This is a genomic window from Peribacillus sp. BM1 (genome assembly GCF_056679975.1).
On sequence record NZ_CM155259.1, the window covers coordinates 4,051,831 to 4,076,797 of the forward strand.

Annotated in this window: 20 protein-coding genes, 1 other RNA gene and 1 other annotated feature; of the genes, 4 read left to right on the forward strand and 17 right to left on the reverse strand. The window is 41.1% G+C overall.

From position 1 onward, the window contains the following. Window positions 1–834 precede the first annotated feature (834 nt). Complete coding sequence (locus AC1MGI_RS19385; RefSeq protein WP_480347127.1) at window positions 835–1,182, forward strand: competence protein ComK; 348 nt, start codon at window positions 835–837, stop codon at window positions 1,180–1,182. A gap of 223 nt (window positions 1,183–1,405) precedes the next feature. Further along, the gene (locus AC1MGI_RS19390) at window positions 1,406–1,669 is read left to right on the forward strand and encodes a hypothetical protein (RefSeq protein WP_480347128.1); all 264 of its coding nucleotides are present in this window, start codon (window positions 1,406–1,408) and stop codon (window positions 1,667–1,669) included. Between the two features lie 1,203 nt (window positions 1,670–2,872). Here AC1MGI_RS19390 and AC1MGI_RS19395 read toward each other — a convergent pair. From AC1MGI_RS19395 to AC1MGI_RS19455, 13 genes are all read right to left on the reverse strand, one after another. Then, a complete protein-coding gene (locus AC1MGI_RS19395) occupies window positions 2,873–3,580 on the reverse strand; it encodes an ABC transporter ATP-binding protein (RefSeq protein ID WP_480347130.1) in 708 nt (235 codons plus the stop codon). Beyond that, entirely contained in the window at window positions 3,580–4,359 is a 780-nt protein-coding gene (locus AC1MGI_RS19400; protein WP_480347132.1) for an ABC transporter ATP-binding protein, read from the reverse strand. Before AC1MGI_RS19400 ends, AC1MGI_RS19395 begins: the two co-directional genes overlap by 1 nt. Continuing rightward, entirely contained in the window at window positions 4,334–5,308 is a 975-nt protein-coding gene (locus AC1MGI_RS19405) for a branched-chain amino acid ABC transporter permease (protein WP_480347133.1), read from the reverse strand. Before AC1MGI_RS19405 ends, AC1MGI_RS19400 begins: the two co-directional genes overlap by 26 nt. Before the next feature lie 13 nt (window positions 5,309–5,321). Next, the gene (locus tag AC1MGI_RS19410) at window positions 5,322–6,200 is read right to left on the reverse strand and encodes a branched-chain amino acid ABC transporter permease (RefSeq protein WP_480347135.1); all 879 of its coding nucleotides are present in this window, start codon (window positions 6,198–6,200) and stop codon (window positions 5,322–5,324) included. Between the two features lie 302 nt (window positions 6,201–6,502). Beyond that, window positions 6,503–7,675 carry an ABC transporter substrate-binding protein gene (locus tag AC1MGI_RS19415; protein WP_480347136.1) on the reverse strand — a complete coding sequence of 391 codons (1,173 nt, stop codon included), beginning with the start codon at window positions 7,673–7,675 and terminating at the stop codon, window positions 6,503–6,505. Window positions 7,676–8,261: 586 nt separating this feature from the next. Then, window positions 8,262–9,032: a tRNA threonylcarbamoyladenosine dehydratase gene (locus AC1MGI_RS19420; protein WP_480347138.1), complete on the reverse strand. Its 771-nt coding sequence runs from the start codon at window positions 9,030–9,032 to the stop codon at window positions 8,262–8,264. A 365-nt stretch (window positions 9,033–9,397) separates the two neighbouring features. Further along, window positions 9,398–10,540: a M20 family metallopeptidase gene (locus AC1MGI_RS19425; protein WP_480347140.1), complete on the reverse strand. Its 1,143-nt coding sequence runs from the start codon at window positions 10,538–10,540 to the stop codon at window positions 9,398–9,400. Between the two features lie 342 nt (window positions 10,541–10,882). Next, on the reverse strand, window positions 10,883–11,623 hold the full coding sequence (locus AC1MGI_RS19430; RefSeq protein WP_480347142.1) for a hypothetical protein: 741 nt from the start codon (window positions 11,621–11,623) through the stop codon (window positions 10,883–10,885). Between the two features lie 126 nt (window positions 11,624–11,749). Then, window positions 11,750–11,965: an RNA polymerase sigma factor gene (locus AC1MGI_RS19435; protein WP_480347144.1), complete on the reverse strand. Its 216-nt coding sequence runs from the start codon at window positions 11,963–11,965 to the stop codon at window positions 11,750–11,752. 454 nt (window positions 11,966–12,419) lie between these two features. Continuing rightward, window positions 12,420–12,604: non-coding RNA, 6S RNA (gene ssrS, locus AC1MGI_RS19440), on the reverse strand. Window positions 12,605–12,664: 60 nt separating this feature from the next. Beyond that, a complete protein-coding gene (aspS, locus tag AC1MGI_RS19445; protein WP_480347145.1) occupies window positions 12,665–14,440 on the reverse strand; it encodes an aspartate--tRNA ligase in 1,776 nt (591 codons plus the stop codon). 12 nt (window positions 14,441–14,452) lie between these two features. Then, window positions 14,453–15,724, reverse strand: a complete 1,272-nt coding sequence (hisS, locus tag AC1MGI_RS19450; protein WP_480347147.1) for a histidine--tRNA ligase — start codon at window positions 15,722–15,724, stop codon at window positions 14,453–14,455. 78 nt (window positions 15,725–15,802) lie between these two features. Then, window positions 15,803–16,038, reverse strand: a binding site (T-box leader). 312 nt (window positions 16,039–16,350) lie between these two features. Continuing rightward, window positions 16,351–16,530: a hypothetical protein gene (locus tag AC1MGI_RS19455; protein ID WP_403069469.1), complete on the reverse strand. Its 180-nt coding sequence runs from the start codon at window positions 16,528–16,530 to the stop codon at window positions 16,351–16,353. Window positions 16,531–16,659: 129 nt separating this feature from the next. Between AC1MGI_RS19455 and AC1MGI_RS19460 the strand changes: the two genes are divergently transcribed. Next, window positions 16,660–18,363 carry an N-acetylmuramoyl-L-alanine amidase family protein gene (locus tag AC1MGI_RS19460; RefSeq protein ID WP_480347148.1) on the forward strand — a complete coding sequence of 568 codons (1,704 nt, stop codon included), beginning with the start codon at window positions 16,660–16,662 and terminating at the stop codon, window positions 18,361–18,363. A 472-nt stretch (window positions 18,364–18,835) separates the two neighbouring features. Here AC1MGI_RS19460 and dtd read toward each other — a convergent pair whose 3' ends face one another. After that, on the reverse strand, window positions 18,836–19,276 hold the full coding sequence (dtd, locus tag AC1MGI_RS19465) for a D-aminoacyl-tRNA deacylase (RefSeq protein ID WP_062177284.1): 441 nt from the start codon (window positions 19,274–19,276) through the stop codon (window positions 18,836–18,838). A 12-nt stretch (window positions 19,277–19,288) separates the two neighbouring features. Continuing rightward, a complete protein-coding gene (locus AC1MGI_RS19470; RefSeq protein WP_480347150.1) occupies window positions 19,289–21,484 on the reverse strand; it encodes a RelA/SpoT family protein in 2,196 nt (731 codons plus the stop codon). A 97-nt stretch (window positions 21,485–21,581) separates the two neighbouring features. Here AC1MGI_RS19470 and AC1MGI_RS19475 point away from each other — a divergent pair, with 97 nt between their 5' ends. Further along, complete coding sequence (locus AC1MGI_RS19475) at window positions 21,582–21,728, forward strand: hypothetical protein (protein WP_480347151.1); 147 nt, start codon at window positions 21,582–21,584, stop codon at window positions 21,726–21,728. A gap of 206 nt (window positions 21,729–21,934) precedes the next feature. Here the strand turns inward: AC1MGI_RS19475 and AC1MGI_RS19480 are convergent, their stop codons facing one another. Together AC1MGI_RS19480 and recJ are read right to left on the reverse strand one after the other, a co-directional pair. Next, window positions 21,935–22,447, reverse strand: a complete 513-nt coding sequence (locus AC1MGI_RS19480; protein WP_480347153.1) for an adenine phosphoribosyltransferase — start codon at window positions 22,445–22,447, stop codon at window positions 21,935–21,937. After that, window positions 22,438–24,807 carry a single-stranded-DNA-specific exonuclease RecJ gene (recJ, locus tag AC1MGI_RS19485; protein WP_480347155.1) on the reverse strand — a complete coding sequence of 790 codons (2,370 nt, stop codon included), beginning with the start codon at window positions 24,805–24,807 and terminating at the stop codon, window positions 22,438–22,440. The genes AC1MGI_RS19480 and recJ overlap by 10 nt, the downstream gene beginning before the upstream one ends. Window positions 24,808–24,967 lie beyond the last annotated feature (160 nt).

The following is a 24,967-nucleotide window of genomic DNA, read 5'->3' on the forward strand; positions in this document are numbered from 1 at the left end:
TTGTTGAGTCTAATTGATGTTCGTTCTTTAGAGATCATATTGGATTCAATGTCTGATTTTTATAAATTCTCATACATAATTCATTATACAAAATTTCCCCTCTTTTACTTTCAACCATCCTTTAAAGTACTCTAAAATCATTTCCTTCTTTACTTAATCATTAGGACGCATTTGGTTTCTGATGTAATAAAAGCCGTTGCTTTAATAGGTAGTCAAGATAAGTTGTAAATCGTTCTCCCCTTAGGACTAAGCCTTCCAACGCAAAAAGACAGAGAGCCAATCGGATCGGACTCTTTGTCTTTTAATCTCTCGACAAATTTCAAGTGATGACAGAAACGGAAAACGAATACAATTCTATGCATTTATGTTAATAGATCCACAACGTTGAATAGTCAGTACGGAAGACTGCCCTATTCTTATTTCTAAGGATTATTAATTCGTATTCTTCGTAAAAACAAATGCGACATGATTCCTTTAGGCTAAACGCATGGCATCTCTAACTTTCTTTATCCCCTTAAATGACTCACACGGTCCTAAAGCCCAATTATGGAAATTTTGCTTATCTTCTTGACTGAATGTAATGATAGTTGGTTTTCTCTTTAGGTTCAGCCTACAACTCCAAACTTATGCTTATATTAAAATCCATTTTACCATTTTATTTCTTTTTATTCCAAAGTACACGTACAAAAAAGAGCAATCCCAAGACCGCAATACTACAGGCTCAGCCCAAAAATATTCACGTGGACAAAATAATGAAGGATAAATCAAACAAATTTACAATTATTATATACAATAAGACAATAGTACCATGTGGTGATTGCGTGGGAATGGATAATGATAAGTGAGTATAGAATAATCGAAGAAACGGTTTGTTTAATGAGTGAATTTGATACATATGGAAATGAAAATACGAGAGTAATAGAGGGTGTTAAAACATTTCTAGTTCGTAAGCGGACGACGGAAATTATCGATGAAACGCTCAAGTATTTTGGTTCAAGTCTTGACGGGGCTATCGAAGGAGCTAAATCTATTCTTGGTGACAAATATCGAATCCCTATTGCCATAGTAGCAAAAACTAAGATGATCTGGTTTCCTTGTAAATCCCACCGAAAAAAAGAGGATATGTGGCTGGCCCACTCCCATATTCATCACATGGAAAAAAACGGCCTACAGAAACGTTGATCTATATCCTGTCCTTTCAATGAATGATTTTTCGCTAGACCATTTTAGTTTATGTACGATCCGAAAATGATGAATGTGTGAAAGTTGTAAAATCAAGATCATTCGGGCGGGGACTAGCACGCAAAACACAATCCCCGACTTTATAAAACTTTAACTATGCTTACAAGTCCACGTCACATAAAATAAGAGATAGAACAACTCGGACAAAGGAGGAAAAAAACGAATGGAAAACTACATCTCTCGCGAAGTTAAACGGTTGATAAATAGATATGGTGACGAAATAGAACTTGAGATTTTCGAATACTCACTTACTCTTCACACTAGACAACGTATTTTCCCGATAAACGATCGTTACTTTAAAGTCGTAGCAACCATATGCCAAGATGAACCACCTTTTAAAGACTTTTTCGCAACAGGTATGGCCTCCCAAAAAAGGATCGCCATAAAAAAAGCGATTCAAAATTTATACAAAGAAGCGTCATACTAATATTCACGTAATCGCTTTACATTTTAATTACTTGTGGACGGTGGTCAGGCGCCATAGCCTCATAGCATATTGCTACTGATTTATTCCAAAGTAATTTAAAATTAAGGTAGTAATTGGTGATAAAAATAAAGGTTACAGGATTTTGAAGAACATTAAGGGTGCTTGTTCTACATTAATTTTGTCTTTCTCAAGATATAAATAGCTTTCAAAGTTCTTCATATTGTGGACAATACCATAATGATTTCTATGCTTTTACGAAATGATGCTTCACTTCCCCTATTTCAAAAGAAAGTTTACACAAGTTTTACAGGACAATAAAAACAATAAAAACTTTACAACTAAGAAACTGCTAGCAAATTGCGACATAATTAAAAATAGATTCATTTTAACTGGTTCAGCTGCTTAAGTCCTATCAATATTTCAATCCAGATGTTCGTCACCACGTTTGGCCACGAACATCAAACTCACAATTACTATTGTAATAAATGAACCTACGAATAACCCAGCTATGAAAGTAAGCATATGCTTCCTCTTTTGAGCAAAGTCTATTCCTAACATAACTTGCAAATTTCTAGTGTGTTAAGGGGCCTCATATATCTACAAATTGTCTGCTTTTAGGTTGGGTATTCGCTTTGCCAGTTCTTCCACTTCACTTAGTTTAGTTAGGGACAATATTAATTTTCTATCCAAACCTGATTGTAACATTTCACGCGCTATTTCGCGTTTACTCCATTTAATATTTAAAGGAAAATTTCAATCATAAATTCCCAGGGGGATAGTGAAGAGCCACTAAATTTAACTCCGGCTCGCAAATCTTATTTCCCGCTCGAAAAGAACTATTTCCGGCACGAAAACCCTCCATTGCGGCACGTAATGATGCCAATCTCGCTCGCTAATTTGATCTTAGGCTCGTAATCATTGAAACTAAGAGGGAATTTCACGCCCCAATGTCTATGTTCCCCCTCTATACTATGCCCACCGCATCATTCAGCCACGGCGAGAAAATTTGTAATAATCGTCACCACTTTTTTACATTTCTTTATACAAGCATTATATCAAATTAACAATATATCCCTATACTAAAACTCAGGTGGATAGCATGCGTGGCTATCGTGGTATTGGCGTAGGTGGGGCCGATGCTTTTTCGTTTCGTTATTGTAAAAAAAGCAAAAAGGGGATGTCCCAAAGGGTCAGACCTCCCCATTAGTTCCCTCCAAGATAGGCCATTTTCACTTTCTCGCTTGAGGTGAGTTCTTCGGCATTGCCTGAGAGAACAATGCGGCCTGTTTCCATGACATAGGCACGGTCGGCGATGGATAGGGCTAGGTTCGCATTTTGTTCGACTAACAGAACTGTTGTACCAGATACGTTAATTTCTTCAATGATGCGAAAGATCGTTTTCACAAGCAATGGTGCTAAGCCCATCGATGGTTCGTCAAGCAAGAGCAAGCGCGGCTTCGCCATTAAAGCTCTGCCCATGGCAAGCATTTGTTGTTCACCACCCGATAAAGTACCGGCTTGTTGTTTCAATCGTTCTAATAGCCTCGGAAATAAATCGTACACCATTTCCATGTCTTGTTTGATTCCTTTTTTGTCTTTTCGTAAAAAGGCCCCGAGTTCTAGGTTTTCGCCTACCGTCATATTAGCAAAAACACGGCGTCCTTCCGGAACATGAGAAATTCCTTGCTTCACGATCGTTTGGGCCGCTTTGCCGGCGATTTGTTTCCCTTCAAAGACGATTTTTCCTTGCTTCGGTTTCAATAAGCCGGAAATCGTTTTAAGCAAAGTGCTTTTTCCTGCTCCATTCGCTCCAATTAGTGTGACGATTTCACCTTCATTGATCTCGAGCGAAACACCCTTCAAAGCATGGATATTACCATAATACACATTGATATCTTCAACCTTTAGCATTAGGACACCTCCTCGCCGAGATACGCCTCGATGACTTTTGGATGATTGCGGATTTCTTCAGGCGTTCCCTGGGCAATGAGCTGTCCGTGATCGAGCACATAGATCCGTTCACAAACCCCCATGACGAGCGACATATCATGCTCAATCAACAAGACCGTTAAATTGAATTTTTCTCGAATGAAGGCAATCAACTCCATCAGCTGTGCTGTTTCCTTTGGGTTCATTCCAGCAGCCGGTTCATCGAGCAACAACAATTCTGGGTTAGTTGCAAGCGCCCGGGCAATTTCAAGTCGGCGCTGTTGTCCGTATGGCAGGTTTTTCGCTTTAACGTCCCGATATTGATCTAAGTTAAATAGTTTTAGAAATTCCAACGCCTTTTCATCCATTTCTTTTTCCCCGGAAAAATGATTCGGTAAGCGTAAAATACTGCTTAGAATCGAATGCTTGGCTAGCGAATGATAGGCGACTTTAACATTATCAATCACGGATAGTTCTTCGAATAAACGGATATTTTGAAATGTACGGCTGATGCCTTTTTTCGTGATTTTATATGGAGGTTGCTTACGTAAGTTTTCCCCTTTAAAAAAGATGCGCCCATCGGTTGGCACGTATACACCTGTCAACAAGTTGAAAAACGTCGTCTTGCCGGCCCCATTTGGACCAATTAAGCCGACAAGTTCCCCCGAATATAATTTCATATTCACATCTGCCACCGCCTTTAAGCCCCCAAAGCGGATTCCTACTTGTTCGACTTTAAGCAACGGTGTGTCTGTTTCCATCTTTAGGCCCCCCTTTTTTATTTCTTCGGTTCGTAAATAAGGATGTGACTTCTTTCGTGCCAAGCAATCCCCGCGGGCGATACAGCATTGTGAAAATCAAGATCAAGCTATAGATGATCATTCTTGTTTCTGGGTATTCCGTTAACAACATGGAAACGAGTGTGAGTAAAATGGCGGCAATCACGGCACCACTCATACTACCTAATCCGCCAAGAACGACGAATATTAAAATATCAAATGACTTTAAAAATCCGAATTGGCTCGGTTGAATAATGTAAAAATTATGGGCCCAAAGTGCGCCACCCACTCCAGCAAAGAAAGAACCGATTAAAAAAGCGACGACTTTATAATAGGTCGTGTTAATGCCCATCGCGTCTGCGGCGATTTCATCTTCCCGAACTGAGATACAAGCCCGACCATGTGTGGAATTTGTGAAGTTTCGAATGACTAAAATAGTGAGTAACATACAGCCAAATACCCATGGCCATGTGGTTAATTGTGACACCATCATGCCGCTTGGTCCGCCGATATAGTCAATATTAAAAAAAGTAATCCGAACGATTTCACCAAAACCAAGTGTGGCAATCGCCAAATAGTCTCCTTTTAACCGTAGGCTCGGAATGCCGATCAGCATCCCAGCCACTGCCGCAGCAAGCCCACCAGCTATCAGACCGATCCATAGTGGCTGACCGAGTTTCATCGTAAAAACCGCGGACGTATAAGCACCGACCGCAAGAAAGCCGGCATGCCCAATGGAAAATTGACCGGTAATGCCAATGATCAAATGCAGACTTACTGCAAGAATAATATAGATGCCCATCGTTAAGATCATGTTAACGAAATAAAAATTAATCATAGCACTTGAGATGACGACTTGGACGATGGTAAACAAGACGAACGCGAATAGAATGGAGAGCCAAAAACCTTTTGTCTGTTTCAGTTTGATCATCGCTTTGTCTCCCTTACACTTTTTCTCGTTTGTTTTTTCCAAAAATTCCTTGTGGCATGAAAATGAGAATAAGAATTAAGACAATGAAGGCGACGCCATCCCGCCAAAGCGATCCTCCGGCTGCACTCACTAATGATTCGATCACACCTAATAGCAATCCACCGACCATCGCACCCGGAATAATGCCGATTCCGCCAAGCACAGCCGCAACGAATGCCTTTAAGCCAGGGATCACACCCATCAGCGGTTCGATTTTATAATAATACGTTCCAAATATAACGCCCGCCGCTCCAGCTAGCGAAGAGCCGATGGCAAATGTGGCTGAGATCGTGTTATCGACGTTAATGCCCATTAATTTAGCAGCTTCCGCATCATGGGATACAGCGCGCATCGCTTTGCCGATTTTAGTTTTATGAACAACAAATTGTAAAATGATCATGAGGGCAACAGAAACACCGAGGATGAGCAGTGATTTACTTTCCACCGTAACACCAAGTACATCGATTTTATTCGTAGGTAAAATATCATTGGGATATGCTTCAAGTTGGGCGCCTCTAAAAAAGATCATGCCATTTTCTATGAGCAAGGACACACCAATCGCGGTAATCAACGCCGCAATTCTCGTCGCATTGCGCAATGGCTTGTAGGCAATCCGCTCAATCAGAACACCGAACACTGCACAGGCGACCATTGACAAGATTAAAGCAGGAAAGAAAGATAAGTGTAGGAAGGTGATCGAATAAAAGCCAACAAACGAACCGACCATGAATACATCGCCATGAGCGAAGTTGATCAATTTGACAATGCCATAAACCATCGTATAGCCGAGAGCAATCAGTGCATAAATACTGCCAAGAGAAATTCCATTTACTAGTTGCTGGATAATTTCCATCGTTTACTCCCCTTTTAAGAAAGCGTACAAACCTTTCAATACTGGAAGAAAATAAGGGTCTGACCTCACACTCTAGACACCGTTTATTGTGTGATTGACACGTCTATACAGTGAAACTTCCATCAGTGGGGATTTTTCCACTGATGGTTAGTTGAACCAATCGGGCATTTACGAGCAGTCCCCCCTCAAGGCTTCTTTGATTCCTCTAAGCCTTGAGGGGGGTACTGCCCGTTGATGCGGGATAAACAATAGATAGAAGATGTGGGGTCTGACCCTTTCATGATCGGACAGCCTCATGTTTTTTAAGGATTCACTTTTGTTTCGAAAACTTGCTCACCTTTTTCGTATCGTAAAATGGTCGCTGATTTGATCGGGTTATGGTTTTCATCGATTGTAAAAGATCCTGATACTAATTGTAGATTTTTCGTTTCAGCAAGAGCTTTTTGAATGTTCTCGCTCGTTACTTCTTCGCCAGCATTTTTAATCGCTTCTGCCAGGAAGTAGGCCGTATCATATCCTAATGCTGCGAAAGCATCCGGCTTTTTGCCTTTGTATTCTTTTTGGAAAGCTTCGACAAAGCTTTGGATTTTCACGTCAGGATCGCCAGAAGAATAATGGTTCGTGATGAATGTCTTTGCCAGAGCATCCTCCCCTGCGATTTCTAATAGTTTCGGAGAATCCCAGCCATCAGCGCCCATAATTGGCACGTCAATTCCTGATTCACGTGCTTGTTTCACAATCAAGCCTACTTCTTCGTAATAGCCAGGAATATAAATGAAATCAGGTTTTTTCGATTTAATCCTTGTTAAAGTGGCACGGAAATCGGTATCTTTTTGTAAATAGGCTTCTTCAGTTACAACGGATCCGCCGTTTGCTTCGAATGATTCTTTAAATGAAGCCGCAAGCCCTTTTGAATAATCACTTGAGTTGTCGATATAAATCGCTGCCGTTTTGGCACCTAGGTTTTTCGTCGAAAAGTTTGCAGCAACGGTTCCTTGGAATGGGTCGATAAAACATGTTCTAAATACATAATCATTCAATTTCCCATTCGTCACCGTCACTTCTGGACTTGTTCCGGTTGCTGTTATAATCGGAACTTTGTTTTTATTCGCCAGCGCTACTTGAGCAAGTGTGTTCGTGCTTGTTGCTGAGCCAATGATGGCAAGAACCTTATCTTGGTTAATCAGTTTCAATGCCCCGTTCATCGCTTCTTGTGCTTCCGATTTGTTATCATATTTGACTAACTTCAGTTGTTTCCCGTTAATTCCTTTTTTATTGATTTCTTTAAGCGCCAGGTTGGCACCTTCATAAATCGATTGGCCGTATGAAGCAACTCCGCCGGTCAATTCTAAGTTCGCTCCAATCAATAATTCCTCGCTTGTATCGCTCCCGGCACTGTCTGAATTACAGCCGGCTAATACACCCGCTACTAGTGACAGTGACAGGAAAAGTCCCGCTAGCTTTTTCGTTTTCATGCGTGTACCCCCTGATTTTCATAATGTTAAAACATTTGGAAATCATATTTTTACACAAAAATCAAATATTTTAAATTAAATAAATATTTTGACAACAGTGTAACTGATTCTGATTCGTTCGTCTAGATGGTTTTATACGGGAGAATGATGTGTATGTAGGTCTATATATGGCGAGCCCTTGCAGAATTTTATTGTAATATAGGTGTTTTTTTATAACAACAGCTTGTTCTAGGGCAAGGCTCTTATATCACAATATTTTCGTTTGCAAAAAAAATTAGCGAAAAATATTTTGGTGGGCATAAAGTGAAACTTCCATCAGTGGAGTTTTTACTGATGGTTAGTCCCGTTCTATTGTCGCTAATACCTCCGCGCAGCGTAGGTAAAGCGACACTACGAACCCGATTGGTTCAACTATACCTTCGAAAACCACAAAGGTAAGTTTCACTGTATCTCACCAATCGGGGATTTACAAGCTGTTATCCCCACTTATTTTCTCGATTTTCACATAAAAATCGGTGTGGGGGTATTACAGCTTGTTAAACCGGGATAGAAAAATGCCGATCGAAATCAGCATTTTTCCCCAATTTTATTCAATTACGTCGCCCACACGATATACTTTCACGTCTTTCGTAATTTCACCTACAACCCAACTTGCACTAATCAATCCTGCAACAGATGGGCAGAACGCATTGGAAGATGGCGGCATTTTCGCTTTGCGAATTTTCGCATCTGGTTTACCGACCACTTTATTGACTTCTTCTCTTGTGACAATCGGCGTTTCATCAGAAAATACAACCGGAATTCCTTTGTAAATGCCTTCTTTACGTAAACGCGTACGTACCACTTTGGCAAGTGGATCTGTGTGTGTTTTGGATATATCGACAATTTTGAATCTCGTTGGATCCATTTTATTGGCTGCACCCATGCACGAAATGATCTTAATATCTCGTTTCAAACACTCTTTCATAAGATGGATTTTATAGATGATTGTATCAGAAGCATCAATGACATAATCAATGCCGTGATTGAAAAAATCTTCGTACGTTTCTTCGGTATAGAACATTTTCATCGCGATCACTTCGCAATCCGGATTAATATCTTGAATCCGGTCACGCATTAGCTCGACTTTCTGCTGACCAACCGTTGAAAGAAGTGCATGTAACTGTCTATTCACATTCGTAATATCGACATCGTCCTTATCTACAAGAATCAAACGGCCTACACCTGAACGTGCCAATGCTTCAGAAGCGAAAGAACCCACTCCGCCAACCCCAAGCACGGCAACCGTTGAATTTTTCAACAGGTCTAAACCCTCTTGGCCAAACGCCAACTCATTACGTGAAAACTGATGTAACATATGTTTCAACTCCATCTTTACAATCTTAATAAATACAATTCCCAAAACAGACTATACCATAAACTTTAATAAAAGATAAGTAGGGTGGTCGGGATAATTATCGGTATGGAGTTGGTTAGTGTAATGGGGCATATAGGAATATTTGAGGTTTTAGCGCATGCATGAATCCCACTTTTTTAATTTTGCGCGCCAAATTTCGAATTTGCGTGCCGAAACGGGGTCGTTACGTGCCGGAATCCATACTTTGCGTGCCAGATTTAAGATTTGCGCGCCAAAGCCTCTTTTTTCGACTAGAGGAAAAACATAACCTATTATTTAATCTTTCAAAAAAGTGAAAACCCCCGAACATCTCGGGGGTCTCACATTTATTCAGAAAGTTTTTGAATGGTTTTTGCCAATAATAAAGTCCGTTCGGTTAAGGTTGGGATTTCCAGATATTCTTCGTCACTATGTGCATTGCCGCCGACAGGACCGAGTCCATCTACGGTTGCAACACCGGTTGCTGCTGTGAATGATGCGTCTGATCCTCCGCCCGTTGATGTGTCAGACACCTTAATGCCGATTTCTTCTCCCACTTTGCGGATGATTTTCAGAAGGCTTTTCGTCTGTTCCGTTTTTTCCATCGGCGGCCGGCCAATTTCACCGGTCAACTTGATCTTTGTGCCTGGAACAGATGTGAATGAACAAATTTCTTTCATTTTCTCAAGCAATGTTTGAGCTTGATCCATTTGCGCAATCCGGATATCAATATGAGCCACAGCTTTTGAAGAAACGGTGTTATAGGCAGACCCGCCTTCAATCATGCCGACGTTGACGCTAATGCCTTTTGGGTGATCGGTTAAGTGATGGAGCTGAATCACTTTATGCGCCAGTTCCTCAATCGCACTTCTCCCTTTTTCTGGCTCGATGCCTGCATGTGCCGCTTTTCCTTTTACAATCAAGGTGTAGTGGCCACCGCCTCTTCTTGCCGAAACGAGAGATCCGTCCTTCCTTGCCGGCTCCATAATCAAGGCGAATTCTTTCCCTTGTGCTTTTTCCATGATGAGCGAGCGAGACGTCGGTGAGCCGATTTCTTCATCACTATTTAAGATGATTTGCACATTTTTGTAACCTTCATACCCGACTTCTTTCATATACTTAATCGCATACAATAGTTCGACTAAGCTTGATTTCATATCTACGACACCCGGTCCATAGGCACGATCCCCTTCAATTCGAAACGGACGTTTTGCTACTGTGCCTTTCGGAAAAACGGTATCCATATGAGCAACGATAATAATTTTCGGATCAACCGCTTCTCGATGCTGCATGACCAAATGATTTCCGTGAACTTCCTGCAAAATCGTGTCCACCGCAAATCCGGCTTCCTCAAAATGGCCTTTCATAATTAAACCGATTGTATCGATTCCAGCCTTTACATGTGAACCACTATCTATATTCACCAATTGTTCAATAAAATGAAGCATTTCTTCTTGTTTGTCAGCTAATACGCAATCTATCAATTTCATCTCAAAGTCATCCCTTTGTTTATACCTCTTGTCCTGCTTTACTACTTCGCAAGAAAAAAGTTTATACTTAAATTGGAACATCCGCGTAATAAAGTTCTGCCTTCATACCCGACAGAATACCTTGCGCAAATCCCTATCCATTACCTGGCACGCTTTGTTTACCAAATTGACATAATTTTAATCGACTATTTACACTTCGTCAATCTAATATTTCATATTTCATTCAATATTCGGAATGTTCCTTTCTATATATATATGAATGTGCAAAGAAAATGTCTAGATATGTCGTCCTATTTTTCGCGGATTTTTTTGTTTTTTATCTAAAATCCAATCAAAAGAGATTTATTCTTTTGGTATAAGTTTAAACTCTTTTAACATGTTATCAAATCGAACAGCGTGCCCTTCTGACGCTTCTAAAAAGTAGGTTTGTTTAATGACGAAGCTTCCTGCTTGGCCGTTGCTGACGATAAACGTTTTCGTTACAGGTGAATTCCATTCAACGCCGGCAATTCCTTTCAACATCCACCCTTGAATTGGCGTCGTTACTTTTTCTGGATTCTTTAATTCTGGGAAAGATTTTTTTAATTCGACTTGCACGTCTTTGAGCACTTCATCTGGTTTTTTATCTATAATTTGTCTGATTTCCATTGAAACTTCAGGATATCGCTCCGGTAAGTCCACTTTAGGGACGATAAGATCGTAACCTGCTTTTTCTTCATAGCGATAATGTTCTTCATCCACATAAATAACATAGTCAGTAGATTCCTTCAGTGTCACATCTGTTTCTTCCTCCGTTCCTTCGATGGACAGCGGCACTTTCTTTTCTGGCACAAATAGCTGCTTCACCTTATCGATCAGGGCATAACCGGTCCCTGTTTCCGTTCCAAATAATAAAAATATCGCAGCAGCAGCGGTAATAAGAACGGCGTACCGTTTTTTCAAAGCTTGTTTTTTGTTTTTCCGATCCGATTGCTTAATTTCAGATTCGATTTTATCCCACATTTCCTCTTTGTCCTGACTGTCATACTCGGTATTTTCCAGCATCGTTTGTTTGATTTGATCTTCGTTCAGCTTCTTAGACATGTTGACCGCCTCTTTTTGCCCATAGTCGGAATGAATCACTTCTGTCTTTTGCGCTTGCACCAATTGTTTTATTTTCGCTTCCTTCTTTAACAATCGGTTGCATTCATTGATTAAAATTCGATAAAATCAAGGCCCAAATGGTTGATTTTCATCATAGGAAGATAGATTGCGATACACACGAATGAATGTTTCTTGCAAGGCATCTTTCGCCACTTCACGATCTCGCGTAATCGCAATCGCCGTTCGCATTCCTTGATTGAAATGGATGTCATACAATTTCTTGAAGGCAGCCTTGTCACCTCCCACTATATCTTGAATCAGCTTTTTTTCAGTAAGTTCCATAGATCGGATTGCTCCCCTTCTGTTAATTCCTTCAAACTACATACCTTAGTTCGTCACGAAAAGTTTGCTTTTTTGAAAAAAAAATTAAATTTTTTCGTTGAATCGAAGTGGATATTTTCTAAATAGGTGAGGTACCCTAGAAAATGCTAAACGCTATTCTATAAACCTACCCATAATGAGTCATTTTATCTAACCCCGGTGAAGCTCGAGCATTCGATTTGCAATTTACGTGCCAGTTTTCAAATTTGCGTGCCGAGTTGGCTTCTTTTCGTGCCGGAACGTGGTACTTTCGTGCCGAAATCATCACTTTGCGAGCGTGATTCGCGATTTGCGCGCCAGAGCTAATTTCCCTACGATATTTCGCCACATTTCTATATTCATAATAAAGTCCCATCAAAAAATCCATACAAAAAACCCCACTCATAAGAGCAGGGTTAATCATCAAATATGAAGTAAGAGACCCGATTGTGTCGTTTACGCCTTTGTTTTGAACCCGCTCTCAAGCAGGTGGGTGCGCTGTTCTGACGTTTACAAGTCCTCATCCATGGAGGCATTTGCGTAGGGCAGAAACCTGTGCTCCCGAAACTATAAGTGTTCGGTCAAAACTTATAGGTTAAAGAACGTACACTTCAGGACTCTTACTTATTGGAATTATCATAACATACTGAATATTCACTTACAAGATTTTTTTATAGGAAATTATTCTTGTTTTTTCCCTACAATTGACAGATGCAATTCATCAAGTTGCGCCTTGCTTACTACGCCTGGAGCTTGTGTAAGCATGTCTGACGCGCTTGCTGTTTTCGGGAAGGCAATCGTGTCACGTAAGTTTGTACGGCCTGCAAGCAGCATCACAAGACGGTCTAGTCCTAGCGCGATTCCGCCATGTGGAGGTGTACCGTATTCGAATGCTTCCATTAAGAAGCCGAATTGTTCATTTGCTTCTTCTTCACTGAAGCCGAGAACTTTGAACATTTTTTCTTGGACATTGCGTTCGAATATACGTAATGAACCACCGCCTAATTCATAGCCGTTTAACACAAGGTCATAAGCTTGAGCACGTACACTTGCTGGATCTGTTTCAAGCAATTCTAGATCTTCACGGAAAGGCATTGTGAATGGATGGTGCGCTGCGAAATAACGGCCCGCTTCTTCATCATACTCAAGTAATGGCCAGTCTGTCACCCAAAGGAAATTGAATTGGCTATTGTCGATTAAGCCTCTTTCTTTTCCAAGCTTAATTCGTAGTGCTCCAAGTGCATCCGCAACAACGCTTTTCTTATCGGCAACGAAAAGAAGAAGATCGCCTGTTTCCGCTTCAACAACTGAACATAATTGCTTTTGGTCTTCTTCTGTGAAGAATTTGGCGATTGGTCCTTTTAAGCCTTCTTCTTCCACTTTCAGCCAAGCAAGTCCTTTTGCTCCGTATACAGCAGCAAACTCGCCAAGCGCGTCAATGTCTTTACGTGAATAATCAGCTGCTCCAGCTTTGACATTCAAAGCCTTTACTTGTCCACCATTGGCAATCGCTCCTGTGAATACTTTAAATCCACTCTCTTTTACAAGCTCCGATACATCAATTAGCTCCATGGCAAAACGAGTATCTGGTTTGTCTGATCCGTAGCGGCTCATCGCTTCTTCATATTTCATACGTGGCAGTGGTAATGTGATGTCGATTCCTTTCACATCTTTCATGACTTTCAACATCATTGCTTCTGCCATGTTCATGATGTCTTCTTGGCTCATAAAGCTCGTTTCAATATCAATTTGCGTAAATTCAGGCTGTCTGTCGGCACGAAGGTCTTCATCACGGAAGCAGCGAGCGATTTGATAATAACGCTCAACTCCTGATACCATCAGCATTTGTTTGAAAAGCTGTGGAGATTGTGGCAATGCATAGAATTCTCCATCATGGACACGGCTAGGAACTAAATAGTCACGAGCTCCTTCTGGCGTACTTTTTGTTAAAATCGGTGTTTCAATATCAAGGAAACCTTCGCCATCTAAATATTCACGAACGGCTTTTGTCGTTTGGTGACGCATTTTCAATGTTTCAAACATAACCGGACGACGTAGATCCAAGTAGCGGTACTTTAAACGAAGGTCTTCAGACACTTCCGTTTTATCAGCAATCGCAAATGGTGTTGTTTTTGCTTCATTAATAATTGTGATCGCTTCTGCCAAAATTTCAATCTTACCTGTTGCGATATTATTGTTGACGTTGCTTTCGTCGCGAATCACAACTTTCCCTTGAATGTCGACCACATATTCGGTACGAATTTTATCAGCAATCGCTAATGCTTCTTTTGATACATCAGGATTAAAGACAACTTGGACAACCCCAGAGCGATCTCTAAGGTCAATAAAAATCAACCCACCTAGGTCACGTCGTTTTTGGACCCATCCTTTTAATGTAACTTGTTCGCCAACGGCTGTTTCTGTTACTTCACCGCAAAAATAACTTCTCCCAAACATTCTATTTCCTCCTTAAGCGTAAAGCTTCTTAAATTCAGCAACAAATGAAGTTAGTTCATATTCAACCTGTTCACCTGTCGCCATATTTTTCACATTAATTTTTCCTTTTTCAAGCTCATCGTCACCAAGTACGGCCACGAATTTCGCTTCTAGTCGATCGGCTGATTTAAATTGCGCCTTCACTTTCCGATCGTTATAATCTTTTTCCACTGTAAAACCGGCATTGCGTAATTGATACGCAAGTTTTACCGTGTAATCTTTCGCCGCATCACCCATGGAAACGAGGTAGCAATCGATTCCTTGCTCAATCGGCAGTTCAACGTTTTCCGCTTGAAGTGCCGCGATTAATCGCTCAATGCTTAGTGCAAAGCCGATTCCAGGCGTTTCAGGACCACCAATTTCTTCCGCTAAGCCATTGTAACGTCCACCGCCGCAAAGCGTTGTAATCGCACCGAATCCTTCTGCTTCACTCATAATTTCAAACGCCGTATGATTGTAATAATCCAAACCACGTACGAGTGTCGGATCAACGACAAATTCAATCTCAAGATCCGTTAAATGCTTTTGTACTTTTTCAAAATACGAGCGTGATTCTTCATTTAAATATTCGAGAATCGACGGTGCTGTTTTCATCAATTCATGATCACGGTCTTTTTTACAATCCAAAATACGCAATGGATTCTTCTCTAAACGACTTTGGCAATCACTACAAAACTCGCCAATCCGCGGTTTAAAGTGGTCGACCAACGCATTTCGGTGAGCTGTACGACTTTCTTTGTCACCTAGACTATTAATCACAAGCTTCAATTTTTTCAAACCGAGCTCTTGATAAAGCCCCATGGAAAGAGCCAATACTTCAGCATCAATCGCCGGATCCTTACTCCCTAACGCTTCAATGCCAAATTGTACGAATTGACGGAAACGCCCTGCCTGTGGTCGCTCATAACGGAACATCGGCCCGATATAATACAATTTCACCGGCTGGTTCGGTAATCCGAACATTTTATTTTCGATATACGAACGAACAACAGCAGCCGTTCCCTCCGGACGTAACGTCAAGTCCCGCTCACCGCGGTCTTTGAATGTATACATTTCCTTTTGAACGATATCTGTCGTATCACCGACACCACGTAAAAACAATTCCGTGTGCTCAAAAATCGGTGTTCTAATTTCTTTATATTGATAACGACTGCATAAATCACGCGCCGTCTTCTCGATATATTGCCAAACCTCCGTTGTACCCGGAAGCAAATCTTGCGTACCTCTTGGAATTTGAATGCTCATATGAGATCCTCCTTAAAAACATTATGTAAATTCATCTTTAAAAAACAAAAAACTCTCATCCCTTGTAACGATACAGTTACAAGGGACGAGAGTTGAAATTCCCGTGGTGCCACCCTAATTGAAGCATGTATGTATGCTTCCACTTTAAAAGCAGTTAACGCCTGCCTACGTTCATCTCTTACTAAAAAAATTTTTCAGAGCGAAGCCTCAGAAGTGTTCTTTCATTAAGGCATCATGTAGAAATGCTTTCAGCCAAGGGCATTTCTTCTCTTTACATGTGGTTCTTAATTACTTTTCTTCATCATTGGTTGTTTTATTTGTAAATTTATCTTTAAACCTTTCATTAATAATAAATACTCCGTCGAATCTTGTCAATACCACCATGGCTTTTTCCAGTAGGATGTAGTTACTATTAACAAAATTATGTACAATACGCTCGTATAAACCAAGGAGGAGAGCTAAGATCCTGTAAATTCATCTACTTACATAAACTCCTGTGATTTATCCCCTTTTTACCAGTATTAGCTATTAATTTCATGTAAATTTACGTTTATTAAAAGTATTTTCAATCGTAGCAAGCAGGCAAGCTAATTCCATACCATCCTCTAGCAGGAAATAGCAAAATATTAACGTCCACCAAGCTTTTTTTTCAATTTTTGCACATCGCGCTCGTTTAGGCCAAATTCTGATGCAAGTTCAAACATTGTTGAGCCTTGTTCTTTTTGTAAATGATCTCGGAAATCGACTCCGGAAAGTTGATTGGTTGGGTCTAGGCTTAATTGCCCTTTTTCACTGAATTTCATCATTCATCCCTCCTGCTTTTTTCTTAGTTTTGCCCAAAACCCGAAGTTTTCTTCCTAAATAAACAGGAAATTTTATGATAAGGTAGAATTACTTGTTGTTAGACTATTTTCAATAAGAACGAGGAGGCAGACATGAGAACTAAAACATATATCGCCGGGATTCTGACAGCAGCTCTTCTTACATCAACTGGATTTTCAGTACAACATGTACACAGCCAAACTAAACCAGAAATTACTGTTAATACAGAAATGATCAATGTTCGGGAAGGTCCAGCCTTAAGCTTCCCGATTTCAGAAAAAGTATACCGAGGAAATACCTATCAGGTCGTTTCCGAGGAAAATGATTGGCTGGAAATTAAACTTGCTGAAAACAAATCAGGCTGGATCGCGGGCTATCTTGTAGCTGATGATACAAAACGTGCAAAAAGTATTGAATTAGCTACCGTAACGTCCGATCATGTACGGATTCGCCAAGGTCCTGGCACGTCTTTTGAAGAAACAGGTTATATAAATAACGGCACTGAAATCAACATCCTAGATCGAGAAAATAATTGGATCCAGTTTAAAAATGATACGATTTCTGGATGGATATCCGCCGATTTTATCCAAACTGGCGTAGCCGAAAATAAAGAAACCAACGTACAGACCGTCAAAGCGACGGGAATTGCATTAACGAACAATCTCAATGTTCGCGCATCTGCTTCTAAAGATGGAAGAGTAATTGGCAAGCTAAAAAAGGATGCGACTCTTTCATTCGAAGACATTCAAGGTGAGTGGGGGAAAATTACCTTTCATGGCGAAAGTGGCTGGGTTAACACATCATTCATCGCGATCGACGGTGAAGAAAAAGCGACTGTCACTGCGTCTGAACTAGTCGTCCGCAAATCGGCTACAACCGATGGAGAAATTCTTACGACCGTTCATAATGGGGATTCCTTCACCATTTTGCAAGAGCGAAACGACATGGCAAAAATCCAATATGAAACTGGAAAAACGGGCTGGGTTGCGACTCGGTATTTGCAACAGCCGTCCAAATCGGTTCAAACTGAGCCCTCAGTAGCAGAAAATCCTACTAGTTCCACGATCGTCATCCTTCGTGATGGGACTAGTTTACGAAGTGGTCCAGATACAAATACGACCTTACTTGCTCGTGCAAATAAAGGTGAAACGTTCGCCGTTCTCGGCATGGAAAATGACTGGTACAAAATCCAGCTCGAAAAAAAGACAGCTTATGTGGCAGGGTGGCTCGTTTCAACAGATGGACAAGCCCAGCCAAGTAAACGATCTGGCATTGAAAATAATCTCGACGGTAAAGTAATCGTCCTTGACCCAGGTCATGGCGGCCGCGATCCAGGAACACTTGGCGTAGGCGGTACGATGGAAAAAGATGTAACGTTACGTACAGCTCGTATGCTTCAGGCTAAGCTCGAACAAGCAGGAGCAAACGTCCTATTAACACGCAGCCTTGACGCATACATCACTCTGCCAGCTCGGGTCGGGATTTCACAACTGAACGCCGCGGACGCCTATATTAGCATTCATTATGATGCAACAGAAGATACGAGAATTAATGGCATCACTACATATTACTATCATCCCTATCAAAAGCAGCTTGCCATAGTTCTTGACGATGCCCTAAGCTCAGCACTAAAAATTAATAACCGCGGCTATCGGTTCGGTGACTATCACGTTTTACGAGAAAATCACCAAAACGCAACCCTGCTCGAACTTGGTTATTTAAGCAATCCAGCTGAAGAACTGAAAATTACCTCAAATGAGTATCAAGAAATGGTTACGACCGCCATCTATAATGGGTTGATGACGTTTTTTAAATAAAAGGGAAGCGTGCCTGCTCTAGGCACGTTTTTTTGTTATACTCAGAACTGTTCTTCGTCTTCATAAATGGGGTGTTGGCACGTAAATCTCGGTTTGCGCTCGATAAGTACAGACTCCGGCGCGAAAAAACCCCATACTCGCACGTAAAAAGACGAAACCGGCACGCAAATTTGATTTTCGGCACGTAACGGATGAAAAAGAGGGATAATCCACGCAACAAAGGTGGTGTTTCCCACTATAAATGGCCGCCTCGCCTCATGAAGCTTGGTGTTTTTTATATAAGTTGTAATAATTAGGGTGTATCGAAAGTATTTTACCTTCTGGAGGCGTCTTTTTTTCATTTTGAACACCAAATATAGCTCCGGATCGCAATCTTCAGAAGGACAAACTCTAGGGTGGAAGTTCTCCCCTATTTGATCGGAAAATGCCACAAAAAAAAAGAAAGCAAACCAGCTAGCTGTGGTCTACTTTCCTATTTACTCTCAACAATAAGCGTGACAGGGCCATCATTGGTGAGTTCAACTTGCATATTGGCTCCGAACTGGCCTGTTTCGAGATGGATGTCTTTTTTGCGGAATTCTTCGTTGAAAAGTTCGTAAATGGCGTTCGCTTCTTCTGGACGAGCGGCGTCCATGAAGTTTGGGCGGCGGCCTTTCTTGCAATCGCCGTACAGGGTGAATTGTGAAATCGAGAGAACTGAACCGCCTACGTCGAGTAGGGAATGATTCATTTTCTCGTTTTCATCTTCAAAAATACGCAAGTTTGCAATTTTTTCAGCGAGGTAAGCGGCGTCTTCCGCTGTGTCGCCATGTGTAACACCGACCAATAAAACGAGACCGTGGTCGATTGAGCCAATTGTTTCATTATTCACAAGTACTCTCGCTGCTTTAGAACGCTGCACAACAACACGCATGGTGAAAACTCCTTAGTTCATGATTCTTCTGACTGAATAAATGTCCGGAATTTGTTTAACTCGATCGACTACCTTTTGCAGATGACTAATATTTTGAATAGCAATGGACATGTTAATCGTCGCTACTTTGTTGCGGTCCGATTTGCCGGATACAGCTGAGATGTCCGTTTTCGTTTCATTGACTACTTGTAACACCTCGTTCAATAAACCGCGACGGTCAAAACCGCTAACTTCGATATCCACATTGTATTCTTTGCGATCACTCAGATTCCCTTCCCATTCAACCGGAATTAAACGGGTTTCAGCTTCGCTCGTGTTTAGATTAGAACAGTCGGTTCTGTGGACAGAAACGCCGCGGCCTTTTGTAATGAAACCAACAATTTCATCTCCCGGAACCGGATTACAGCATTTTGATAAACGTATTAATAGATTATCAATGCCAGAAACTCGGACACCAGATTCCCGCTTTTTCGATTTATGAATCGATTTAAGCTCACTAACCGCTTCTGTAATCGTAGGGCCTTGTTCTATTTCTTTTTGCTTCCGTAATTTCTCAGTAAGGCGGGTCGTAATCTGCGCGGCCGTAATACCGTTATAGCCAACAGCAGCATACATATCTTCTTCATTAGAGAAATTAAACTTTTCAGCAACACGTTTGATATTTTCTTGAGTCAGAATTTCTTTTAACTCAAAATCCAATGCTTTGATTTCTCTTTCGACCAACTCTCGACCTTTTTCAACATTTTCCTCACGGCGTTGCTTTTTGAAAAATTGACGAATTTTATTTTTCGCTTGAGAGGTTTGCGTCAGCTTCAGCCAATCTGGACTTGGTCCATACGAATGTTTAGACGTTAGAATTTCAATAATGTCGCCTGTTTTTAGCTTGTAATCAAGTGGCACCATCTTGCCGTTCACCTTAGACCCAATCGTCTTGTTGCCGATTTCGGAGTGAATACGATAAGCAAAATCAATTGGATTCGATCCAGACGGCAGCTCAATTACATCGCCTTTTGGTGTAAAAATAAACACCATATCTGAGAACAAATCAATCTTCAATGACTCGATAAACTCTTCAGCATTCGTTGCATCATCCTGGAATTCAAGAATTTCTCTAAAAAAGGTGAGTTTCTCTTCTAATGAAGATTGCTCATCAATTTCTTTGCCTTCTTTATAAGCCCAGTGTGCGGCAATTCCGTATTCTGCAATTCGATGCATTTCAGTCGTACGAATTTGCACTTCAAGCGGGTCGCCTTTTGGACCGATCACCGTCGTATGCAACGATTGATACATATTCTGCTTCGGCATGGCAATATAATCCTTGAAACGGCCTGGCATAGGTTTCCAGCATGTATGAATAATACCAAGTACTGCATAACAATCCTTGATGCTATTTACGACAATTCGTACCGCAAGCAGATCATAGATTTCGCTGAATTGCTTGCTTTGCATGGCCATCTTACGGTAAATGCTGTAAATATGTTTCGGTCGTCCAGAAATATCGGCCTTAATGTTCACATCATCTACTTCTTTGCGTACTTCCTCGACGACTTCGTCCAAGTATTCCTCACGTTCGGCACGCTTTTTCTTCATTAAATTCACGATTCGGTAATATTGCTGAGGATTCAGATAACGAAGAGCGGTATCCTCAAGTTCCCATTTAATCGTACTGATGCCAAGACGATGCGCGAGTGGTGCAAATATTTCCAATGTTTCATTGGAAATCCGACGTTGTTTTTCTTGTGGAAGATGCTTTAATGTTCTCATGTTATGAAGACGGTCGGCCAATTTAATCAGGATTACACGAATATCCTGGGCCATTGCCACAAACATCTTTCTGTGATTCTCAGCTTGCTGCTCTTCTTGTGATTTATATTTAATTTTACCGAGCTTGGTTACACCGTCAACAAGCATCGCCACTTCTTCACCAAATTGCGTTTCGATATCTTGTAACGTCACTTCGGTATCCTCAACGACATCGTGCAAAAATCCGCCTGCAATTGTCGATGGATCCATCTCAAGGTCTGTTAAAATGCCTGCAACTTGAATGGGATGAATAATATACGGCTCGCCCGATTTACGAAACTGCTCTCTGTGAGCGTGCTCCGCAAATTTATAGGCACGATAAATAAAGTCTGTCTCATCCTGTTGAAGATAGTTCTTTGTCCGTTCAACAACCTGCTCAGCTGTTAAAATTTGATCATTTGCCATCGTATCACCTTTACCCCACTTTACCCAGCAGATTCGCCTATCAAAAGGTTTTCCGAATAAGGTTAATAAAAAATAGCCACATTTAGTGCTGACGCTGATGCTTCATCTTGCTACAAGACAAAATGGATATACAGGTATTCAGCAAAAAGTGACAATTATTACAGTTGAAAGAATCGTTGTTCCGCTATTCGAGGATGCCCAAAGGTCTGACCCTTTGCCTCTTGTCCAAAAACCAGAAAAATAGTATTGTATCTATTATCAAGAAAAAGAAGCCATATGTAAAGAGCTAAGACCGCATTTTCTGCATAATTCGAGTTATTTTTAATCAATAACGACAAAATCCACCGTTTCTTTACAAATAATTAATAATAAAAAGGGCCTACCTTCACATCTACACAATAAACGGTGTATAGAAAGTGAGGTATGACCCTATGGAATATTCTCAAATTTTTAGTAGGTCATTAAAGTTAGAACGTCGTAATCTTCTAATTTACTTCTACCTTCTAAGTATGTTAAATCAATTAAGAACGCAATCCCTGCAACAATACCACCAAGCTCTTCAACAAGCTTAATCGTTGCTTCAATGGTTCCACCCGTTGCAAGCAAATCGTCTGTAATCAGTACACGTTGCCCTGGTTTGATGACATCTTTATGCATCGTTAATACGTCTTTACCATACTCTAAGCCGTATTCGACTTTAATCGTTTCGCGCGGAAGTTTCCCTTCTTTACGAACAGGTGCAAAACCGACGCCAAGTGAGTAGGCAACCGGGCAACCAATAATGAAACCTCTTGCTTCCGGTCCTACAACGATGTCGATTTGTTTATCTTGTGCATATTCAACGATTTGATCTGTTGCGTATCGATACGCTTCGCCGTTTTCCATCAGACTTGAGATATCTTTAAATGAGATCCCCGGTTTCGGCCAGTCAGGTACAATCGTGATAAATTGCTTTAAATCCATTGCTTTGTTTCCTCCTCAAGGCTTGTTGCCTTATGAACTACATGATTGAACCAATCGAATAACTGCTGATAGGAAGAATAAACAAGCTCTCGTTCAAGCTCAAATTGCTCTTTCTTACGTGCATATGATTCTGATTCGCTCAAGTCGCGTTTATTCGCATTGTTAGTGAGCATAATTAACCCGTTCTCTATTGTAACAAAATCTAATTCAAAAAACACCTGTGAGATAAAATCAATCGTATCTCGCGACCAGCCACGATGTTTCGCTAAATCATCGCCATAACGTTTCAAATCCAGCGGACCTTTTTTTGCTAAAAAGCCGTAAAACCATTTAAAATGATCGCGCGTCGGCATTGTGCTGAGAAAATTCTCTTGCTGATGATACAAATGAACATAGATACGGGCTGGTTCTTGATTTGCTAGTAATTTTTCCAAAATGCCCTTAGATGGCGGCATATCCATTAAGATTAATGAACAATCATTCACATCAACTTGTGCTGCCTCTTCTTCATTATGAATATGCAAAAAACCTTGTTCCTGTCGTAAAGATGGGTAACGACTAAGCGTCGTTTCGGAGAAAATAATGACTCTACGATTTTGCTTCGGCACATTTTCGAACCATTTTTCCACCTGATTCAGTCCGCGATAATCGAAAAGCTGCCAATTTTCAACGGAAATATCTTGAAGAAAGATTTGCGGTTTCTTCATATTATTCCATTCATTAATCCCTAGTTCCCCAATTACCGAAACTTCCGCATTTGGTGAAATATGATCGGCATAATTACCGATTCCAAACCCGATCCCATCTAGTTTGACCGTTCCATTATCAAGTTGCAGTTTAAGGTGATTTTGGTTTGATCCTATTTTGCGAATGCCCGCCACACTGACGCCTTCTATTAAAACACGAGGTTTCGGATTGCTCATCCCGAACGGAGCAAGCAAGCTCATTTCTTCAATCGTTTGAATACTAACCTCAGTAAGATCTGTTTTAGCATCAAGCTTGGTGATCGGTGTGAAATCTGCTTCTGTCAGTTGTTCAGTCGCAAGCTTGTTCAACCGGTTTCTTAAATCGGTTACATCATCGAGCTTCAACGTCATCCCTGCAGCCATTGGATGGCCACCAAAATGAGGCAGAATATCACTGCATTGTGTTAGATTTTTAAACAAATCAAAACCTTCAATACTTCTGGCCGAACCTTTCGCAAGTCCTGTTTCCGTGTTATAGCTTAACACGATGGTTGGTCGGTAAAACTTCTCAACTAGCTTAGAAGCAACAATCCCGACAATGCCAGAATTCCAGCCTTCTTTGCCGATAATCAGGACGCTATTATCCGCTGGTGGATAGTTTTCCTCCACTTCACGAATCGCTTCTTCGGCGATTTCAGCAACAATCGCCTGACGTTCTTTATTCATCGCATCAATTTCTGAAGCAAGGTCAGCGGCTGTTTCCATATCTTCAGCCATGAGTAAATCCACGGCAGGGTCAGCAGCTCCAAGTCGACCAGCAGCATTAATCCGTGGTGCCATGCCGAACCCGATCGATTCTTCATTCAATGCGTCCTGCTGAATGCTTGCCTTTTTCATAAGTGCAAGGAGGCCTGGTCGTCTTGTCTGGCGAAGCTGTTCAATTCCCTTCGCTGCAAGCAAGCGATTTTCCCCATGAAGTGGGACAAGATCAGCAATCGTGCCAATCGCTGCAATCTCAAGCAAGTCCTCTGGCAATTCTCCTAGTAGCGCATGCGCAAGCTTGAACGCAACGCCAACACCAGCCAAGTCTTTGAATGGATATGGGTTCCCGGCAATTTTAGGATGGAGAATTGCTAGCGCTTCCGGCAATTCCGCCCCTGGTTCATGGTGATCAGTGACAATATAATCAATGCCTAGTTCTTTCGCAATTTTCGCTTCGTTAATCGCTGAAATCCCCGTATCTACGGTAATCAATAGCTTTACACCTTCTTGTGCCGCTAATCGGAAGGCCATTTCATTCGGGCCATATCCTTCCGTAAAACGATTCGGAATGTAAAAATCAGCATTCGCACCAAGCTTATTCAACGTATCCATCATCACGGTCGTTGAACTAACGCCATCCGCATCATAATCTCCAAAGATGCGAATTTTTTCACCATTATTTATAGAGGCTTTTATTCGTTCAACGGCAAGATCCATATCTTTTAGTAAAAACGGATCGTGGAAAGCTTGTTTTTTTATAAAAAGAAAAGACTGGGCTTCTTCAACTGTTTGGAAGCCTCGATTAACCAATAGCGATGCAACTAGAGGTGTTATATGAAGTTCCTTTGCTAGCATATCCGTAATCTGCTCATCGGCAGATTGTAAGTTCCAACGAGTTCTTGGCTTTAACAATACATTCACCCCTCAATCCTATAAGTATACAAAAGAGGACGAGGGGTTTCAAACTTATTTCGCTTCCATCCGGCGTCGTTGCGTAGATTTTTCTTCCTTTTCATCTATTACGTGCCGCAAAGTAAATTTGCGTGCGAAATTCGTCCTTTTACGTGCCAGA

What these genes read in the sequence shown, in the direction of transcription:
- AC1MGI_RS19405 (WP_480347133.1), bottom strand. Translation starts at nt 5,308, where the DNA reads ATGATCAAACTGAAACAGACAAAAGGTTTTTGGCTCTCCATTCTATTC.
- AC1MGI_RS19400 (WP_480347132.1), bottom strand. Translation starts at nt 4,359, where the DNA reads ATGGAAACAGACACACCGTTGCTTAAAGTCGAACAAGTAGGAATCCGC.
- aspS (WP_480347145.1), bottom strand. Translation starts at nt 14,440, where the DNA reads ATGTTTGGGAGAAGTTATTTTTGCGGTGAAGTAACAGAAACAGCCGTT.
- AC1MGI_RS19415 (WP_480347136.1), bottom strand. Translation starts at nt 7,675, where the DNA reads ATGAAAACGAAAAAGCTAGCGGGACTTTTCCTGTCACTGTCACTAGTA.
- AC1MGI_RS19470 (WP_480347150.1), bottom strand. Translation starts at nt 21,484, where the DNA reads ATGGCAAATGATCAAATTTTAACAGCTGAGCAGGTTGTTGAACGGACA.
- AC1MGI_RS19410 (WP_480347135.1), bottom strand. Translation starts at nt 6,200, where the DNA reads ATGGAAATTATCCAGCAACTAGTAAATGGAATTTCTCTTGGCAGTATT.
- AC1MGI_RS19430 (WP_480347142.1), bottom strand. Translation starts at nt 11,623, where the DNA reads ATGTCTAAGAAGCTGAACGAAGATCAAATCAAACAAACGATGCTGGAA.
- AC1MGI_RS19480 (WP_480347153.1), bottom strand. Translation starts at nt 22,447, where the DNA reads ATGGATTTAAAGCAATTTATCACGATTGTACCTGACTGGCCGAAACCG.
- AC1MGI_RS19390 (WP_480347128.1), top strand. Translation starts at nt 1,406, where the DNA reads ATGGAAAACTACATCTCTCGCGAAGTTAAACGGTTGATAAATAGATAT.
- AC1MGI_RS19475 (WP_480347151.1), top strand. Translation starts at nt 21,582, where the DNA reads ATGCTTCATCTTGCTACAAGACAAAATGGATATACAGGTATTCAGCAA.
- AC1MGI_RS19420 (WP_480347138.1), bottom strand. Translation starts at nt 9,032, where the DNA reads ATGTTACATCAGTTTTCACGTAATGAGTTGGCGTTTGGCCAAGAGGGT.
- AC1MGI_RS19435 (WP_480347144.1), bottom strand. Translation starts at nt 11,965, where the DNA reads ATGGAACTTACTGAAAAAAAGCTGATTCAAGATATAGTGGGAGGTGAC.
- AC1MGI_RS19395 (WP_480347130.1), bottom strand. Translation starts at nt 3,580, where the DNA reads ATGCTAAAGGTTGAAGATATCAATGTGTATTATGGTAATATCCATGCT.
- dtd (WP_062177284.1), bottom strand. Translation starts at nt 19,276, where the DNA reads ATGCGTGTTGTTGTGCAGCGTTCTAAAGCAGCGAGAGTACTTGTGAAT.
- hisS (WP_480347147.1), bottom strand. Translation starts at nt 15,724, where the DNA reads ATGAGCATTCAAATTCCAAGAGGTACGCAAGATTTGCTTCCGGGTACA.
- AC1MGI_RS19425 (WP_480347140.1), bottom strand. Translation starts at nt 10,540, where the DNA reads ATGAAATTGATAGATTGCGTATTAGCTGACAAACAAGAAGAAATGCTT.
- AC1MGI_RS19385 (WP_480347127.1), top strand. Translation starts at nt 835, where the DNA reads ATGATAAGTGAGTATAGAATAATCGAAGAAACGGTTTGTTTAATGAGT.
- AC1MGI_RS19460 (WP_480347148.1), top strand. Translation starts at nt 16,660, where the DNA reads ATGAGAACTAAAACATATATCGCCGGGATTCTGACAGCAGCTCTTCTT.
- AC1MGI_RS19455 (WP_403069469.1), bottom strand. Translation starts at nt 16,530, where the DNA reads ATGATGAAATTCAGTGAAAAAGGGCAATTAAGCCTAGACCCAACCAAT.